This window comes from Candidatus Symbiopectobacterium endolongispinus (assembly GCF_018777385.1).
Classification (GTDB): Bacteria; Pseudomonadota; Gammaproteobacteria; order Enterobacterales; family Enterobacteriaceae; genus Symbiopectobacterium; species Symbiopectobacterium endolongispinus.
Genome location: NZ_JAFJYB010000003.1, coordinates 279,105 through 294,997, shown reverse-complemented (window position 1 = coordinate 294,997; position 15,893 = coordinate 279,105). Strand labels below are relative to the sequence as shown.

At 49.7% G+C, this 15,893-nt stretch carries 11 protein-coding genes and 4 pseudogenes; 7 read left to right on the top strand and 8 right to left on the bottom strand.

Translation table 11 applies throughout. The features are described from left to right. Positions 1–52: 52 nt before the first annotated feature. From JZM30_RS12985 to JZM30_RS12970, 4 genes and pseudogenes are all read right to left on the bottom strand, one after another. Positions 53–797, bottom strand: a pseudogene (locus tag JZM30_RS12985) (type 2 GTP cyclohydrolase I). A gap of 8 nt (positions 798–805) precedes the next feature. Then, a pseudogene (gene phrB, locus JZM30_RS12980) lies at positions 806–2,262 on the bottom strand (deoxyribodipyrimidine photo-lyase). 22 nt (positions 2,263–2,284) lie between these two features. Further along, positions 2,285–3,198, bottom strand: a pseudogene (locus tag JZM30_RS12975) (YbgA family protein). 205 nt (positions 3,199–3,403) lie between these two features. Further along, on the bottom strand, positions 3,404–3,625 hold the full coding sequence (locus JZM30_RS12970) for a YbfA family protein (RefSeq protein ID WP_252319196.1): 222 nt from the start codon (positions 3,623–3,625) through the stop codon (positions 3,404–3,406). A 362-nt stretch (positions 3,626–3,987) separates the two neighbouring features. Between JZM30_RS12970 and kdpE the strand changes: the two genes are divergently transcribed. From kdpE to JZM30_RS12955, 3 genes are all read left to right on the top strand, one after another. Continuing rightward, positions 3,988–4,671 (top strand): two-component system response regulator KdpE, encoded by a 684-nt coding sequence (kdpE, locus tag JZM30_RS12965; protein ID WP_252319665.1) that lies wholly within the window; start codon positions 3,988–3,990, stop codon positions 4,669–4,671. 115 nt (positions 4,672–4,786) lie between these two features. Beyond that, the gene (locus JZM30_RS12960) at positions 4,787–5,215 is read left to right on the top strand and encodes an EamA family transporter (protein WP_252319194.1); all 429 of its coding nucleotides are present in this window, start codon (positions 4,787–4,789) and stop codon (positions 5,213–5,215) included. A gap of 1,395 nt (positions 5,216–6,610) precedes the next feature. Further along, the gene (locus tag JZM30_RS12955) at positions 6,611–6,967 is read left to right on the top strand and encodes a response regulator transcription factor (protein WP_252319192.1); all 357 of its coding nucleotides are present in this window, start codon (positions 6,611–6,613) and stop codon (positions 6,965–6,967) included. A gap of 93 nt (positions 6,968–7,060) precedes the next feature. Here JZM30_RS12955 and pgm read toward each other — a convergent pair whose 3' ends face one another. Together pgm and seqA are read right to left on the bottom strand one after the other, a co-directional pair. Continuing rightward, complete coding sequence (gene pgm / locus JZM30_RS12950) at positions 7,061–8,704, bottom strand: phosphoglucomutase (alpha-D-glucose-1,6-bisphosphate-dependent) (RefSeq protein WP_252319190.1); 1,644 nt, start codon at positions 8,702–8,704, stop codon at positions 7,061–7,063. A gap of 39 nt (positions 8,705–8,743) precedes the next feature. Next, positions 8,744–9,277, bottom strand: coding sequence for a replication initiation negative regulator SeqA (gene seqA, locus JZM30_RS12945; RefSeq protein WP_252319188.1), 534 nt, complete (start codon positions 9,275–9,277; stop codon positions 8,744–8,746). A gap of 233 nt (positions 9,278–9,510) precedes the next feature. Between seqA and JZM30_RS12940 the strand changes: the two genes are divergently transcribed. Beyond that, the gene (locus JZM30_RS12940; RefSeq protein WP_252319181.1) at positions 9,511–10,206 is read left to right on the top strand and encodes an alpha/beta fold hydrolase; all 696 of its coding nucleotides are present in this window, start codon (positions 9,511–9,513) and stop codon (positions 10,204–10,206) included. Between the two features lie 174 nt (positions 10,207–10,380). Further along, complete coding sequence (gene ybfE / locus JZM30_RS12935) at positions 10,381–10,668, top strand: LexA regulated protein (protein WP_252319179.1); 288 nt, start codon at positions 10,381–10,383, stop codon at positions 10,666–10,668. 75 nt (positions 10,669–10,743) lie between these two features. On the opposite strand, the pseudogene JZM30_RS23610 reads toward ybfE, so the two are convergent. Continuing rightward, a pseudogene (locus tag JZM30_RS23610) lies at positions 10,744–12,419 on the bottom strand (methyl-accepting chemotaxis protein). Between the two features lie 455 nt (positions 12,420–12,874). Here JZM30_RS23610 and fldA point away from each other — a divergent pair. After that, a complete protein-coding gene (gene fldA, locus JZM30_RS12925; protein WP_252319177.1) occupies positions 12,875–13,402 on the top strand; it encodes a flavodoxin FldA in 528 nt (175 codons plus the stop codon). A gap of 335 nt (positions 13,403–13,737) precedes the next feature. Next, positions 13,738–14,184: a ferric iron uptake transcriptional regulator gene (gene fur / locus JZM30_RS12920; protein WP_252319176.1), complete on the top strand. Its 447-nt coding sequence runs from the start codon at positions 13,738–13,740 to the stop codon at positions 14,182–14,184. Positions 14,185–14,217: 33 nt separating this feature from the next. Here the strand turns inward: fur and glnS are convergent, their stop codons facing one another. Next, the gene (gene glnS, locus JZM30_RS12915; protein ID WP_252319171.1) at positions 14,218–15,876 is read right to left on the bottom strand and encodes a glutamine--tRNA ligase; all 1,659 of its coding nucleotides are present in this window, start codon (positions 15,874–15,876) and stop codon (positions 14,218–14,220) included. Positions 15,877–15,893 lie beyond the last annotated feature (17 nt).

The following is a 15,893-nucleotide window of genomic DNA, read 5'->3' as shown; positions in this document are numbered from 1 at the left end:
TTATCCCATTAAATTTTTATATTATTTTTAAAAAACAGTGGGTTGATTAACACTAGGCGGGATTGTGGATATCAACAAAGGTCACATCAAGCCCGTGCTGCTGCGCCAGCCACTCCCCCCAGCGCCTTAATACCGCCACGTTCTGTCGCGTGATGGACTGCCGCATAGAAATGCAGCCCCATCTCGCGAGCGATATGAATCGTCTGTTCCGATACTTCCCCGGTGATGAACGCCTCCACGCCAAAGCGCGCAGCTTGCTCAATAAAGCCATGGCCGCCACCGGAGCACCAGGCCAACCGTGTTATCTGTGACGGTGCATTATTCCCACAATGCAGCACGGAACGCCCCAATCGCGTCTCCAGGCGCTCACGTAACGCCTCACCACTCACCGGCTGAGTCAGTTCGCCATAAGGCAACAGTTGCTCAATCTCACCCAACACAGTGATATCTAACAGTGCCGCCAGACAGGCGTTATTACCTAGTTCGGGGTGTGTGTCCAACGGCAAATGATAGCCATATAGGTTGATATCGTTCGCCAGCAATGTTTTTAAGCGGCGACGCTTCATGCCGGAAATCACCAGAGACTCGTTTTTCCAAAAATAGCCATGGTGTACCAGTACTGCATCGGCCTGTTGAGCAACGGCCACATCCAGCAATGCCTGCGAGGCGGTTACCCCAGTGATGATCCGTTGCACGTTCTCACGTCCTTCAACCTGCAACCCGTTAGGCGCATAATCCTGAAATGCAACCACATTCAGTTGTTGATTGATCACTGTTTCCAATTCGCTGTTACGCATAACGCTCCTTAATATGCCTGATTCTGGCCTTTTTCCTGCAACGCTTTCGCAGCTTCAAAAGCCTCCAACGTCATTTGTCTGGCCTGCTTATGATCGACCATCGGCGTCGGATAATCCAACCTGCGTCCTTCCCGCTGTGCCCAGCGATGCGGCTGGTGAATATCACGCTCTGGCACCTCCGCCAGTTCGGGCACCCACTGGCGGATAAACGTTCCTTGCGTATCGAAACGCTCCCCCTGCGTGGTAGGGTTAAAAATACGAAAATAAGGCGCTGCGTCCGTGCCAGTGGAGGCCGCCCACTGCCACCCGCCATTGTTCGCGGCCAAATCACCGTCCAGCAGTTGAGAAATAAAATAACGCTCCCCTGCCCGCCAGTCGATGGGCAAATCTTTTACCAGAAAACTGGCGCAGATCATGCGTAGCCGATTATGCATCCATCCGGTGCCATTCAATTGGCGCATCGCGGCATCGACAATCGGAAAACCGGTTTTACCTTGTTGCCAGGCTATCAGCGCTTTTTCGTCTTGTCGCCATTGTACCTGCTGCGTCCACCCCACAAACGGGCGATGCTTACACAAACGTGGCCAGGCCACCAGCAGATGGCGATAAAACTCACGCCATATCAGTTCGCTCAACCAGGTAAATGCCCCGCCGTCAGACTGCTCTAACAGATTGGGATGTTCTGCACGCAGGCGATTGAGGCACTGACGCGGGGGAGATAACGCCCAATGCCAAATAAGGCGAAAGCTGGCTAGTGCCTTGCTGTGCTGGAAAATCACGCTGTTGGTCATAATCAGCCACGGTGGATTGGCAAAACTGGCGTAATCGTGCCAACGCGGCCTGTTCGCCCGCCGGAAACAGCGTCTCGTCAACCGCCTGTTGAGGATAATCGAAGGGGGGTCAACGCATCCAATTTCCCCACATCTACATTGGCGCGCTTTTTCGGCGCAGGGAAGCAGGTAATCTCCATCTCCAGCAAACGCTGGGTAAACGCTTTGCGAAACGGCGTAAAGACTTTGTACATCTCCTGTTTTCCCGTCACCAAGCTGCCTGGCGCCAGCAAAACGCTGTCATCAAACCCATGACACACCACCTGCCCGTGCAATTTGGCTTCCAGCGCGCGATCCTGTTCACGTTCATTAATTTCGTACTGGTAATGATAAAACAGGTGCGAAACATGCTGCTTTTTACAAAATGCATCAACGGTTTCAACCGCCTGATGAAAGTCTTCACATTGTTGATAAAACAGAGGGATCCCTTTAGCGGCCAGCGACTGTTGTAATGCCTGGAGATTCTGTAGCAAAAACGTCGCCTGTCGCGGTGCCATGCCGTGAGCCTGCCACTGGCCTGGCGTAGCAATATAGAGCGCAATAACCTTGGCATCAGCGTTCTGACAGGCCGCGTGCAGCGCAGAGTGATCGGTAATCCGTAAATCATGGCGAAACCAGACCAGATGCGTGGTCATAACTGTTCCTTGCTGGAAAATATTAGTGGCCATAGTGTAAACGCAAAGCTTCGGGATAAGGGTCAAAGTAACGCTGCTGCGTCAGGTAATCATCAGGGTATTCGGTCATGTAATGACGCGACAGCGTCATCGGCGCCAGTAGCGGTTGCACACCTTGCCGATAGCGATCGATGAGATTAGCCAATTCCTGACGTTGTTGGGGAGTAAGATGAGGACGAAAGTACCCCTGAACGTGCATCAATACATTGGTATGGTTGCGACGCGATGCGGGGTGCAATAACAGGCGCATAAAACGCAGCCGGTATTCCGTGGCAAAGGCTTCCAGCGTCGGCCATTGCGCCATGCCTGCCACAAACGGGCCCAGCTCTCGATATTCGGGCTGCGAGTGCGCCACGCGAGAGGCCCTGCTGCCAGATCTGCTGCAATTCATGCAAGGCATAGACCCGGGCAATAAAGTTTTCCCGCAGCACAGGATCGCTCAAGCGGCCATTCTCCTCTAACGGCAACCACGGCATGTGCCGTTTCAGCGCCTGCGCAAACAGCCCCTCTCCACTTTTTCGGGCATTTTTTCCCCTAACTGCCATACACCTTTACCCGTTCCATTCCGCAACTGGGGGATTTGGCACACAGGATAAAGCCGCACAGATCGCTTAACGATGCCATTTTTTGCTCGGAAAACGCGAGTATCTCATCGGTGACATCGATGCCAGAACCGTTGCTAGCACAGAGACGAATACCTTGCTTACCCGCGTTAACCAGTCGCAGCGCGGGGCGCGGCACAGGTAATAAGACCGCCATTTCTGGGCATACTGGCTGAAAATGGCAATAAGGCGCTAATTGATCAACAGCAAAATCAAAGCGCTTATGCCACCCGTCAAACCGCACTGGCGCACCGAGCAAACATGCACTTATTCCAACAGGAATAGGAGCTGACATCATAAACGCTCTCCCGCTTGTCAACATTCCCTCAGCATAGCGGATTTCAAGCGGCTACGGAGCACAACGACGAAGATCGAGCGAAAACAAAAACCAAAGTGTATCAGAGGGAAAAACAAAGGAATTAAATAACAGAGCTACTGACCGAGGGGTTTTTGAGGTCAGTAGCGCACAATGATGTTTTTTTACTTACTCGCAGCGCAGCTTAGAAAAAATCACCGGCTGCCGCTTCTGATTGCACCATCCAGACCGGCTGATCTCTGGTTTTCAACCAAACACGATGCAGATAGCTGTAAAAGCGGGCGCGATCGGTACGAAACAGCATCACAGGCAACGCCAGTAAACCGAAAGCAACAACAGCAACACGACGCAGGAGAACGCGATACAAGGGATAAGCATATAAATCGACATAGCGAGCCTCCTTCATCAGTGAGCAGCCACTGTAACGACATTGCTCACAAAATCAACATAACGATGAATAACTGCTCAAAATAGTACCGCTTTTACTGAAATTTTACTACTCATCGGACCAGAAAAAGATCGTGTTTTCGTCATTTTCCCGAATATTCTGTTATTGAGTTACAAAATAGTTAATTAATTACATTTAATATATAAATAAATGTTGCGTTTATTGGTTCTTTTTCCACTCCTGCTGCCCTGATCTCTTTCCATCATCCGAAAGGCTTTTGTCGCAAACACGCAGAAATATATGATAGCGTCATAAAGTATCATTTAACGTCGTGCAGACGGATCAACACCCGCAGCAATCAGACAGAAGGAGTAGATGCCCTGCTATCCGCCAGCATTTTGATCATAGAAGATGAAAAAGAGATCCAGCGCTTTGTACGCAGCGCACTGGAAAGCGAAGGGCTACGCGTTTTTGATGCGCAGACCTTGCAACGTGGCCTGCTGGAAACTGCTACCCGCAAGCCTGATCTGGTGATTCTCGATCTCGGATTACCTGACGGTGATGGCACCCTTTACCTCCGCGACGTTCGCCAGTGGAGCAGCGTGCCGATTATTGTGTTGTCCGCGCGCGGTGATGAACGGGATAAAATCGACGCTCTGAATGCGGGTGCTGACGATTATCTCGCCAAGCCGTTCGGGATTGGCGAGTTACTGGCCCGTGTGCGCGTTGCTCTGCGCCGCCACGGCGCTAACGCGATAGAAAGCCCGGTAGTGACATTCGGCAACATTACTGTTGATCTCAGCCAGCGTTTAGTCAGCCGAGACAGCGAAACACTGCATCTGACGCCTACGGAATTCAAACTGTTGGCACTGCTGCTGGCGAATGCGGGCAAAGTGCTGACGCAGCGTCAACTGCTGGTACATGTTTGGGGACCCAACGCAGTGGAAAGTAGCCATTATCTTCGCATCTATATGGGACACCTGCGACAAAAGCTGGAAAGCGACCCCACACGGCCTCGTCACTTTATCACCGAAACCGCCGTAGGTTACCGTTTTATGCCTTGAGCTACCGTACTGAATCAACAGCGGATAACACTGGTTATCCCCCCCCCAGAGCAGGCGTAACATCCCACGCTCATTCTGTTGATCTCTACCCTGAATTTTAATGCTGAGGCTCATCATGAGTAGCTGGTTATTTTATGCATTGCTCTCCGCCCTGTGCGCCGCCGCAGTGGCTCTGTTTGGTAAAGTGGGATTGCAAAATCTTGACGCCAATACAGCAACTGCGGTCCGTGCCGTGGTGATGGCGCTGTTTTTGGTGGGCGTTGTGGTAGTGCAAGGAAAAACAACCATGATCGGTGAAGTGCTTGCCAACAAAAAAGCACTAACATTTATTCTGTTAAGCGGGGTTGCAGGGGCGCTTTCCTGGTTATTTTATTTTTTGGCATTGAAAAGTGGTAATGTGGCTCAGGTTGCCCCCATTGATAAACTTAGCGTTGTGTTTGCTGTTATTTTGGCAGCCGTGCTGCTTGGAGAGAAAATATCGCTATTAGGCGGCGTTGGCGTAGCCATGATATCCGTTGGTGCACTACTGGTTGCATTAGGTTGAGGGTTTCCCTCGGCTTATGCCGAGGGCTTGTAAAAAGAAGGAACAACAGACCGTTAGCAACGGGTTTAGATTAAGAAAATCTCATCGTATGACAACCGAGGTTCCTTCTCTTTTCATGCAAGCGACATATTGAATAAAATATAAATTGAGAATGCTGTTTATCTCTGCTGGTGAAATAAAAATAAAGATCATATTTATTTTTCAAGCAATTTATCTTTTCCTTATAAACATGCGTCATCATTAAATAAACAGAATCACTCTTTCTTTTAGTATTGATTTTTTTCAATGAACGCGCTGCACATGATTTATACTGAAGAAAAACATTTTTTCTGTCCATATCGCTGTCCCATGAGATAAGAATTAAAAAAGTACTCTACGGTATAACTGACTAACGCTGCTATATACCAAGTTGATGTTACTTTTGCCTGCAATTGACCTTACGTTAGGGGGGCGGGCTTCAACCAGTATGCTTGGTACACGAACGCGGCACCGTGTACCAAGCATACGCAGCGAAAAACCTTCTCAATACTGAGAGCGTCGGTTTCACCGTTAATGGTTACAAATATGCGTAATGATAATATCTAATAAACGATAAACGAAAGGCAAACCAATAAAAACATCGCCTCCATTAGTCGTGATACTCGATAAAAACTTATCGTCAACTGACTGAGCAAACGATTACCATTGAAAACCTCAATGAATACCTTTCACTTTTATCTCTTCAGAAAAAGAAAAGGCACATCATAGAACAAAAAGGATATAAATCTCACAACCGTTTTCATTTTAAGAAAATGATTACTATTCATATGTTTTGCTACGGATGTCGCACGGTTACAATGAGTGTGATTTCAAAGGATAACAGTTACACAACAACTAAACGAAAAAATGGACATTAGAGAAAACCATGCTTTAAATATTAATACAAGGGGCTAGAGACCAAGAGGGAGATTAATCTGCAAACATAAACTTTCATAAAACCAGATAATAAAATAAACACAAGTAAGTTTTTACATCAATCATTTATTAACTCACCATCGATGAATGTATTTACCCTACATAGAATCCAGGTGCATTTGCCCATGCAGACATTTTTTCGGGAACAACAGGTTAAATAGGTACTAGACGATGGAAAGAACTGTTGTACTCCTTCATTTTGATCGCTATTTTACTGTTGGCCTTAGACACCTCATCCATCAATGGTTCCATACCCAAAAACTTTAGGTAAATATTCAATATACCACTGAGCAACTTGAGCAAGCGGATATTATTTTCACCACAGTGACTCAGCACGCACCGCGCTGGTGGCGTCAATTTAGCCGAAAACGGCGTGCTACCTTACTTTTCTTGCTGGTAAAGCAGAAGAACACGCTCTGCTGTGGTTATGGAGACGGACAGTTGGCGCTAGGCGATCCACCAGAAACGCTGTCCGCGTTGTTAAATACCTTTGTTGCCAGCCCTTTATCGTCTGGGATTCCATCCCACGTACAGCAATATAATATCGTGCAGTGCCTCAGTCCACGCGAGCGGGAGGTATTATGGGGCTACAAACATGGACTAAATAACAGTAAAATCAGTGAGCTATCCGGAATATCCATTAAAGCCATCAGCGCATACCGTAATCACGCGATGCAGAAGTTGATGCTGAAAAACCATGCAGATCTCCACGAGTGGTTACACAGTATCGCCGCCGAGAACCTTTCCTGCTATTTCAAGCAGAAAAGACAAAGGACGCCCTGTGCGTCCTCAGTCTGATGGCAAAGTCACTTTACCCCTTGTCATCCTCGGCGAAAGCCGGGAATGACGGTGGGTGTAGTGCTGTTTGTCAGCGGCCCCCTAAAGGAACGCTTATTTGGCATTTGCCAGCACGGCGCTGACAATATCTACCGCTTCTTTCTCAATGCGCGCGCGATGCTCCGCGCCCAGGAAACTTTCGCAGTAAATCTTGTAGGCTTCTTCCGTGCCCGATGGACGCGCTGCAAACCAGCCGTTATCCGCCATCACTTTCAATCCGCCAATAGAGGCACCGTTACCCGGAGCAGCCGTCAAACGTGCCGTGATCGGATCGCCAGCCAACGTACTGGCAGCAACCTGTTCAGGTGATAAGCGCGACAGCGCCGCTTTTTGCGCGTGAGTCGCAGAGGCTTGAATACGGTTGTAACTCGGCGCACCAAAACGGGCCGCCAGCGCATCATAGTGTTGCTGCGGATTTTTACCGGTTACCGCAGTGATCTCAGCCGCCAGCAGACACATGATGATGCCATCTTTATCCGTTGACCATGGCGTGCCATCGAAGCGCAGGAAGGATGCGCCCGCACTCTCTTCACCGCCGAAACCAAAGCTGCCATCGAATAAACCATCAACAAACCATTTGAACCCGACCGGCACTTCCACCAGTTTACGCCCAAGGCAGGCCACCACACGGTCTATCATGGCGCTGGAAACCAGCGTCTTGCCGACAGCAACAGATTGCCCCCACTGCGGACGATGACGGAATAGGTAGTCGATAGCAACCGCCAGATAGTGATTCGGGTTCATCAGACCCGCGGGCGTCACAATGCCGTGGCGGTCATAATCAGGATCGTTGGCAAAAGCCAGATCAAATTTGTCACGCAGCGCCAGTAATCCCGCCATCGCTGACTCTGAAGAGCAGTCCATGCGGATAACGCCGTCATGATCCAAGGTCATAAAGCGGAACGTCTGATCGACCGCATCGTTGACCAAGTGTAAATTCAACTTGTAGTGCTCTGCGATGCGCTGCCAGTAGGCAATGCCTGAACCGCCCAACGGATCGACACCCAGTGTCAACCCTGCCTTCTGAATGGCGGGGATATCCACGACCTCACGCAATCCCTCGACATAAGGTTGCACCAGATCTTGCTCATGCACATGACCGCTCTGCCAGGCTTTATCCAGCGTCAGGCGTTTTACTGCTTTTAACCCATCAGCTAGCAGGGCGTTGGCACGTTTTTCGATAACGCTGGTGACATTGGTATCAGCGGGCCCGCCATTGGGCGGATTATATTTAATACCGCCCTCTTCCGGTGGGTTGTGAGACGGAGTAATCACAATCCCGTCGGCCTGCGCATTGCCTTTGCAATTATGCACCAGAATGGCATTGGAGATAGCGGGCGTCGGCGTAAAGCCATTGTCCTGCTGCACCACCACTTCAACGCCGTTCGCTGCCAACACTTCCAGCACTGAGATAAAAGCTGGTTCCGACAGCGCGTGGGTGTCTTTACCCACAAAACAGGGGCCGGTGATCCCTTGCTTTTTGCGTTCTTCGGCAATCGCCTGAGCGATAGCCATAATATGCGCCTCATTAAAACTGTGGCGCGCCGCGCTGCCGCGGTGACCCGATGTCCCGAACTTCACTGCATGTGCGGCGTTATCCACATCGGGGCGTAATACATAATACTGTGACGTTAATTGCGCTACATTAATCAAATCACTTTGCCGGGTGGGTTGTCCGGCTCTGGGGTGATTAGCCATCGGCGTTCTCCCTGACGCTATTCGTTAAGATGCTATTTGCTAAATAGTACCGCACACTTTTTCGACAAGCTCCGTAGGGAACTGCATCGATTGCATGATTTGCTCAACCATGCTGCGTTTGCGATCCGTATTGGTATTGGTGATGACCCAGTAAGGCGTACCCTGAATATGCTTGGGTTTGGTATGGACGCCATGCTGAAGCAGTGTGTGTTCGTCGCCGGCAAAATAAACGCGCGTGCGGCCATGAAGCAGCTCGGTTGCCGCAGAAAAAGCGTTCGGTTCGAGGCAATATAAGGTGGAGAGCACCAGCATAAAGCGATTGATGGCTTTACTTTGCGCGGCGTATTCATCGGACAACAACAGTTCACGCACAGCCCTTACACCATCACGCGGTTTTGTGGCTACGCTCGCTGGCGTCTGCGCTTTCGTTGTGGCCGTTTCAGAAGCGGCGACCACCTGCCCTGCCCGGAAACTCAACATGCGACGCAGAATATCCGAGGCGCTTTCACCAATGTGCTGCGTGTGGCTGGCAATATAACGATACAGCTCTTCGTCGACCTCAATAGTTTTCATCTTTATCTAGTACTGTTTTTACTCTAATTAATCGGCAAGAAGTATATAGGCGAATCAATACCACCGAATAGCGGCATTACACAAACAATATCGAAAGTCAGACGATCCCCCATCTGCTCCCTCGCCCCATTACCTGTAACCTGCAAAAAGCATAGTCTTCATTTTCCACAGGGCAACATCATCGGCAGCAGTCATGATACCCTAAGCGCCTGTGTCTCTGAATGAACTTCACCATGAAATTGAATTATCGCTTGCAAAATGCGCAACAACCCACGCATGCACTGCCTATCGTATTGATTCACGGTCTGTTTGGTAATCTGGATAACCTGGGCATTCTGGCGCGAGACCTGCAAAAGCAGCACGATGTCATTCAGGTCGACTTACGCAACCACGGATTATCACCACGCACGTCGGAAATGAACTACCCGGCCATGGCAGGCGATGTGAAAGCATTACTGGATGCATTAAGCATCGATAACGCCATTATCATCGAACACTCCATGGGAGGAAAAACCGCCATGGCGTTAAGCGCACAGATCCCTGATCGTATTGAGAAGATCGTCGCCATTGATATTGCGCCGGTGGATTACCAACTGCGTCGCCACAATGACGTTTTTGCAGCCCTGCGTGCGGTTACCGCGGCAGGCGTAACCACGCGCACCGAAGTCGCGGCTATCATGCGTCATCACCTCAGGGAAGAGGGCGTCGTGCAATTTCTACTGAAATCCTTTCAGCAGGGAGAGTGGCGTTTTAATGTCGCGGTGCGGCATCCCCTTAATCTGGACGACCGCTATCGGGAAACGCTTTTGCAGCAGTTTCCCAATGCCAAAGCGCATGTGATTGCAGGCAGCGGCCACTGGGTTCATGCAGAAAAGCCCGATGCTGTTCTGCGCGCTATTCACCGTTTCCTTGAAGAGCCACCCGCATAATCCGTAGCGATCGGCGGCAGTTACCCATTGTCGCCGCCAGCCTCGCTAGGGTATGATGGCGCCCGCAGTAGAGGGACGGCTGAATCAGCCTTATGCACAGTAACCACATCATCAGAATGTCACGCTTAACCGAGACGTGCATTTTGGTCAGACTTCCTTGCAGCAGCACTACCTATGGCAAAAGAACAAACGGACCGTACCACGTTGGATCTGTTCGCGGATGAACGTCGGCCAGGTCGTCCCAAAACCAACCCGCTTTCACGCGACGAACAGCTTCGTATTAATAAGCGCAATCAATTGCGTCGTGACAAGGTGCGGGGCTTGCGCCGCATCGAATTGAAAATTAATGAGGAAGCCGTGGAAGCACTAAATAGCCTGGCTGAAATGCAGAACATCAGCCGTAGTGAGCTCATTGAACGCATGTTGCTGTCGCAACTGGCGGAAAAAGACCTTTCATCCTGACACATTAATTTCCGGCGTCATCCATGACGCCCTGTTTCCCTCCCTGGTAACGACATTAACGGATAGACCACCCAGTTAAAATTGTTCCCTGTTATCATTTCCCGGTGGCAACGCCTTTTTTGCTGCGGTGCCACTGCCAGCACGCGCCAAGGTGGCAACCGGCGCCGCCACAGGAGCGGCCACGGGCACGACGGATTCAGACAGTTGGAACACCGCCACAGTCCGGTTAAGCACCGCAGCCTGCTCTTCCAACGACAGTGCTGCAGCAGACACCTGCTCCACCAGTGCCGCATTCTGCTGCGTCACACTGTCCATTTCCGCTACTGCTTGTCCAACCTGTGCAATACCTTTGCTTTGTTCACCGGAAGCCGAGGCAATTTCCCCCATGATGTCCGTCACATTGGTCACGGCACGCACAATGTCACTCATGGTAACACCAGCATCTTCAACCAGCTGCGAGCCAGTACCCACACAGTGTGCTGATTCAGCGCTCAATCCCTCTATCTCTTTTGCCGCCTGCGCGCTGCGCTGCGCCAGGCTGCGCACTTCACCAGCAACCACCGCAAAACCACGCCCTTGCTCACCGGCCCGCGCAGCTTCAACAGCGGCGTTAAGCGCCAGAATGTTAGTCTGGAAGGCAATACCATTGATCACCGTGGTGATCTCAGCAATACGTTTTGAGCTTCCCGAAATCTCCGCCATGGTTTTCACCACGTTATCGACGATCTCCCCCCCTTTTCGTGCCGTATTGGACGCTTGTAATGCCAATTGGCTCGCGTGATTGGCGTTTTCCGCATTCTGTTTAACAGTTGCCGTCAACTGCTCCATGCTGGCCGCTGTCTCTTCCAGTGCAGAAGCCTGATGTTTAGTACGCGATGAGAGGTCGTTATTACCGGAAGCAATCTCGGAGGCACCAAGGTAGATGGCATCCGTGCTGGAACGAATTGTACTGACTGTCGTCGCCAGACTGGTTTGCATATCCCGTAATAGAGGCAACAAACGCCCCACGCAGTTACGACCAAAATCATGAATCGGTTTGCCGAGTTGTCCGGAGGCGATAGCACTGAAGTGTTCGCGCAACGTATCGAGTGGTTTAACCAAACAGGCCACGAGATAGCGATCGGTGAAAAACAGCAGCAGCAACCCGACGACCAGTCCCGTCAGCAAAATATTTTGACCAATGGCGGTAATTTGCTGAAAGCGTGCGCCCGCTGCGGCGAATTTATCAGAGCCTGCCTTGTTAAGAGCATTGACTGAGGCTCCAAATTGACGACTGAGCGCTGGCACCGTTTCCTTGGCATAGCGTTGATATTCATCCAAGGCATTGGCCTGCGCTTTTTGAAACATCGGATCAACGCCCTGGGTAATCAGGTTGCCCCAATCGCGCACCACCGCTTCAGTCAGCGTGGCATCCAACCCCGCGTGATCGAGGCTGCTAAAGGTAGCCAGATCGGATTTCAGATTATTCAATGCCGTCAACACTGACGCCTGCTCTTTATCCGCCAGTGTGTTTTCACCACTACGACGCCAATCCACTACTCGTGCCAAATGGGTTACCATGCGAAAATATTGATCGCTGCCCTGATTGACTAAATTCATGTTATGAACTAGTAAGGTACTGGTCTGTGAAGTAGTGGTCATCTCTTTGAAGGAGAAAATGGTGTAGACGGAAAAACCCCCCAAAGTACACAGAAAACCCCTAGAACCCATAACATTGCCGTTCTGATGGCGATGTTTCTCAAAAATTGCATAAGCAAGCTCCAGATATAAAATAACGTGCGGTATGGTTATTATTTTTAAAAAAATCATCAGGTTTGAAACAATCCCCAAAAGGGGAAAACGCGCGATGCTTTACGCCTGCAAGCACACGGCGAACCTGCTACTTTCATAGTCAATATTAAAAGAATATTTAGTAGTTTCCCTCCGTGATCTACAGCACACTGTCACTAAAAATCAGTAATTAGTTCTACTTTTAAAAAAGATAGGGAAACAGACACTAACAATGTCGCCGCTAAAGTAATTAAAAAAACTGGCGAAATGGTGAAAAAGAACGACCGAATAAATACCCTTATTTAATAGCGGTTATTTCCGCTTTGCGCCAGGGGAAAGATACAAGTTTCTCCCACCCCCTGCGTCTGATATTATTACTTGATATGTAGGTGATAAACTGCACCATACCATTAAGAATAAAGAGGTTATTTTATCCATGGCACTCATAGGCATTTTCTTTGGCAGTGACACCGGCAATACCGAAAACATTGCCAAGACAATCCAACAGCAACTTGGCAGTGATGTTGCAGAGGTTCATGACATCGCCAAGAGCAGCAAAGAAGATATTGAAGCGTTTGATATCCTGCTGCTTGGTATTCCGACCTGGTACTATGGTGAGGCCCAGTGTGATTGGTACGATTTCTTTCCGACATTGGAAGAGATTGATTTCAATGGAAAAATCGTTGCATCGTTTGGCTGTGGCGACCAAGAAGATTACGCAGAATACTTTTGTGACGCGATGGGAACGCTGCGAGACATTATTGAACCGCGCGGGGCAACTATTGTCGGCAACTGGTCAACCGAAGGTTACTATTTCGAAGCGTCTAAAGGGCTGGCAGACGATAACCACTTCATCGGTCTGGCCATTGATGAAGATCGTCAACCTGAACTGACCAGTGAACGCGTGAGTGCCTGGGTCAAACAAATCAGCGAAGAGCTCAACCTGAAAGCACTGGTAGGTTAATCGCCCCTGTTTTACACAGAAGCCATGATAGCAATGTCATGGCTTTATTAATAGATAAAACCGATTAAATTAATAGAAACATTTTTTTAACTTCACGGCCTAATCCTGTACAATAGTACCCATCGGTTTTATACGTTTATCAATTTTCTCCATTTTACAATAAGAGATTGCGCGCGAATGCACACTTTCTTTATGGGGACGGTATTGTTAACATCCCATGGTTTTCATTTTTAATGCGCGGTTCTATAATTGAGACGCCATTACAATTTTTGAGCCGACCGATGCCATAGGCTTAATTGCCCCCATCGACGAGAAAGTAACAGGACTAAACCCGCATGACTGACAATAACACCGCATTAAAGAAGGCCGGCTTGAAAGTCACTCTGCCAAGACTGAAGATTCTGGAAGTGTTGCAGGATCCGGAGTGTCATCACGTCAGCGCGGAAGATTTGTATAAAAAACTGATAGATATGGGCGAAGAGATCGGTATTGCGACCGTTTATCGCGTGCTTAACCAGTTTGATGATGCCGGTATTGTCACCCGTCATAATTTTGAAGGTGGTAAGTCAGTGTTCGAACTGACACAGCAACACCACCATGACCATCTTATTTGCCTGGATTGCGGACGCGTTATTGAATTCCGTGATGAATCTATCGAAGCGCGTCAGCGCGAAATCGCAGACAGACACGGTATTAAACTGACTAACCACAGTTTGTACTTGTATGGCCATTGCAGTACGGGCGACTGCCGAGAAGAAGAAACGCTCCACGACCCGAAATAAGTCAGGCTTTTTTATGGCAGTCAAACACCAGTTTTAACCAACCCACGTATCACGCAGGCCTACCGTACGGTTAAACACCAGATGTGTTTCGCTTGAATAGCGGCGATTGGCACAAAAATACCCTTCGCGTTCAAACTGATAGGCTTTTTCCACTTCAGCCTTTAACAAACTCGGTTCGACAAAGCCCTGAACCACTTTTAGCGAATCCGGGTTAATCGTTGCAAGGAAGTCATCCGCAGCACCTAGGTTTGGTACGCTGAACAGGCGATCGTAAAGGCGGAATTCAGCCGGCAGTGCATGTGCGGCAGAGACCCAATGGATAACGCCCTTCACTTTACGCCCGTCAGCCGGATCTTTACCCAAGGTTTCGGCATCATAGGTGCAATACAGCGTGGAGATAACACCCTGCTCATCTTTCTCAACGCGTTCCGCCTTGATGACATACGCATTGCGCAAGCGCACTTCTTTACCCAGCACCAGACGCTTGTACTGTTTGTTAGCTTCTTCACGGAAATCGGCACGATCGATATAAATCTCGCGGCTGAACGGCACCTGCCGCGTCTCCATTTCCGGGTTATTCGGATGATTCGGCATGGAAACCCACTCTTCGTGGCCCTCTGGCAGATTCTCGATAATCACTTTTACCGGATCCAAAACTGCCATGGCGCGCGGCGCATGCTTATTAAGATCGTCACGAATACAGGATTCCAACGCCGCCATTTCGACATTATTGTCCTGTTTGGTCACACCGATACGACGACAAAATTCGCGCACGGAAGCGGCAGTATAGCCACGGCGACGCAGGCCGGAAATAGTTGGCATGCGGGGATCGTCCCACCCTTCAACCACTTTCTCCGTCACTAACTGATTCAGTTTGCGTTTGGACATCACCGTATATTCCAGGTTCAAGCGCGAGAATTCATACTGGCGCGGATGGCAAGGAATGGTGATATTGTCCAACACCCAATCGTACAGGCGACGGTTATCCTGGAACTCCAGCGTGCACAGTGAGTGTGTAATCCCTTCCAACGCATCGGAAATGCAATGCGTGAAATCGTACATGGGATAGATGCACCACTTTTTCCCGGTCTGGTGATGTTCGGCGAATTTGATACGGTACAGAACCGGATCGCGCATCACGATGAACGGTGATGCTATGTCTATCTTGGCACGCAGACACGCAGTGCCCTCAGCAAATCCACCATTACGCATTTTTTCAAACAGGTTCAGGTTTTCCTGAACGCTGCGATCGCGATAAGGGCTGTTTTTACCGGGGGAAGTCAGCGTGCCACGGTATTCGCGGATCTGCTCAGGAGAGAGTTCATCCACATAAGCCAGCCCTTTGCCGATCAGTTCGACCGCATACAGATGCAACTGGTCAAAATAATCAGAAGAATAGCGAATCTCTCCGCTCCAGGAGAACCCCAACCATTGCACATCCTGCTTGATGGACTCGACGTACTCGATATCCTCTTTCACCGGGTTGGTATCATCAAAACGCAGATTACACTGACCGTTATAATCTTTCGCCACCCCGAAATTGAGGCAAATGGACTTGGCATGACCGATATGCAAGTAGCCATTGGGTTCCGGCGGAAAACGGGTTTGTACCAGGCTGTGTTTTCCAGACGCCAGATCTTCATCAATAATCTGACGGATAAAGTTGGTTGGGCGGGCTTCTGCCTCACTCATGCTTGATTCCTCGATGC

Excerpts from the sequence above, each read along its gene's own strand:
- JZM30_RS12970 (WP_252319196.1), bottom strand. The coding sequence starts at position 3,625 with ATGAAGGAGGCTCGCTATGTCGATTTATATGCTTATCCCTTGTATCGC.
- JZM30_RS12960 (WP_252319194.1), top strand. The coding sequence starts at position 4,787 with ATGAGTAGCTGGTTATTTTATGCATTGCTCTCCGCCCTGTGCGCCGCC.
- pgm (WP_252319190.1), bottom strand. The coding sequence starts at position 8,704 with ATGGCTAATCACCCCAGAGCCGGACAACCCACCCGGCAAAGTGATTTG.
- seqA (WP_252319188.1), bottom strand. The coding sequence starts at position 9,277 with ATGAAAACTATTGAGGTCGACGAAGAGCTGTATCGTTATATTGCCAGC.
- JZM30_RS12940 (WP_252319181.1), top strand. The coding sequence starts at position 9,511 with ATGAAATTGAATTATCGCTTGCAAAATGCGCAACAACCCACGCATGCA.
- ybfE (WP_252319179.1), top strand. The coding sequence starts at position 10,381 with ATGGCAAAAGAACAAACGGACCGTACCACGTTGGATCTGTTCGCGGAT.
- fldA (WP_252319177.1), top strand. The coding sequence starts at position 12,875 with ATGGCACTCATAGGCATTTTCTTTGGCAGTGACACCGGCAATACCGAA.
- fur (WP_252319176.1), top strand. The coding sequence starts at position 13,738 with ATGACTGACAATAACACCGCATTAAAGAAGGCCGGCTTGAAAGTCACT.
- glnS (WP_252319171.1), bottom strand. The coding sequence starts at position 15,876 with ATGAGTGAGGCAGAAGCCCGCCCAACCAACTTTATCCGTCAGATTATT.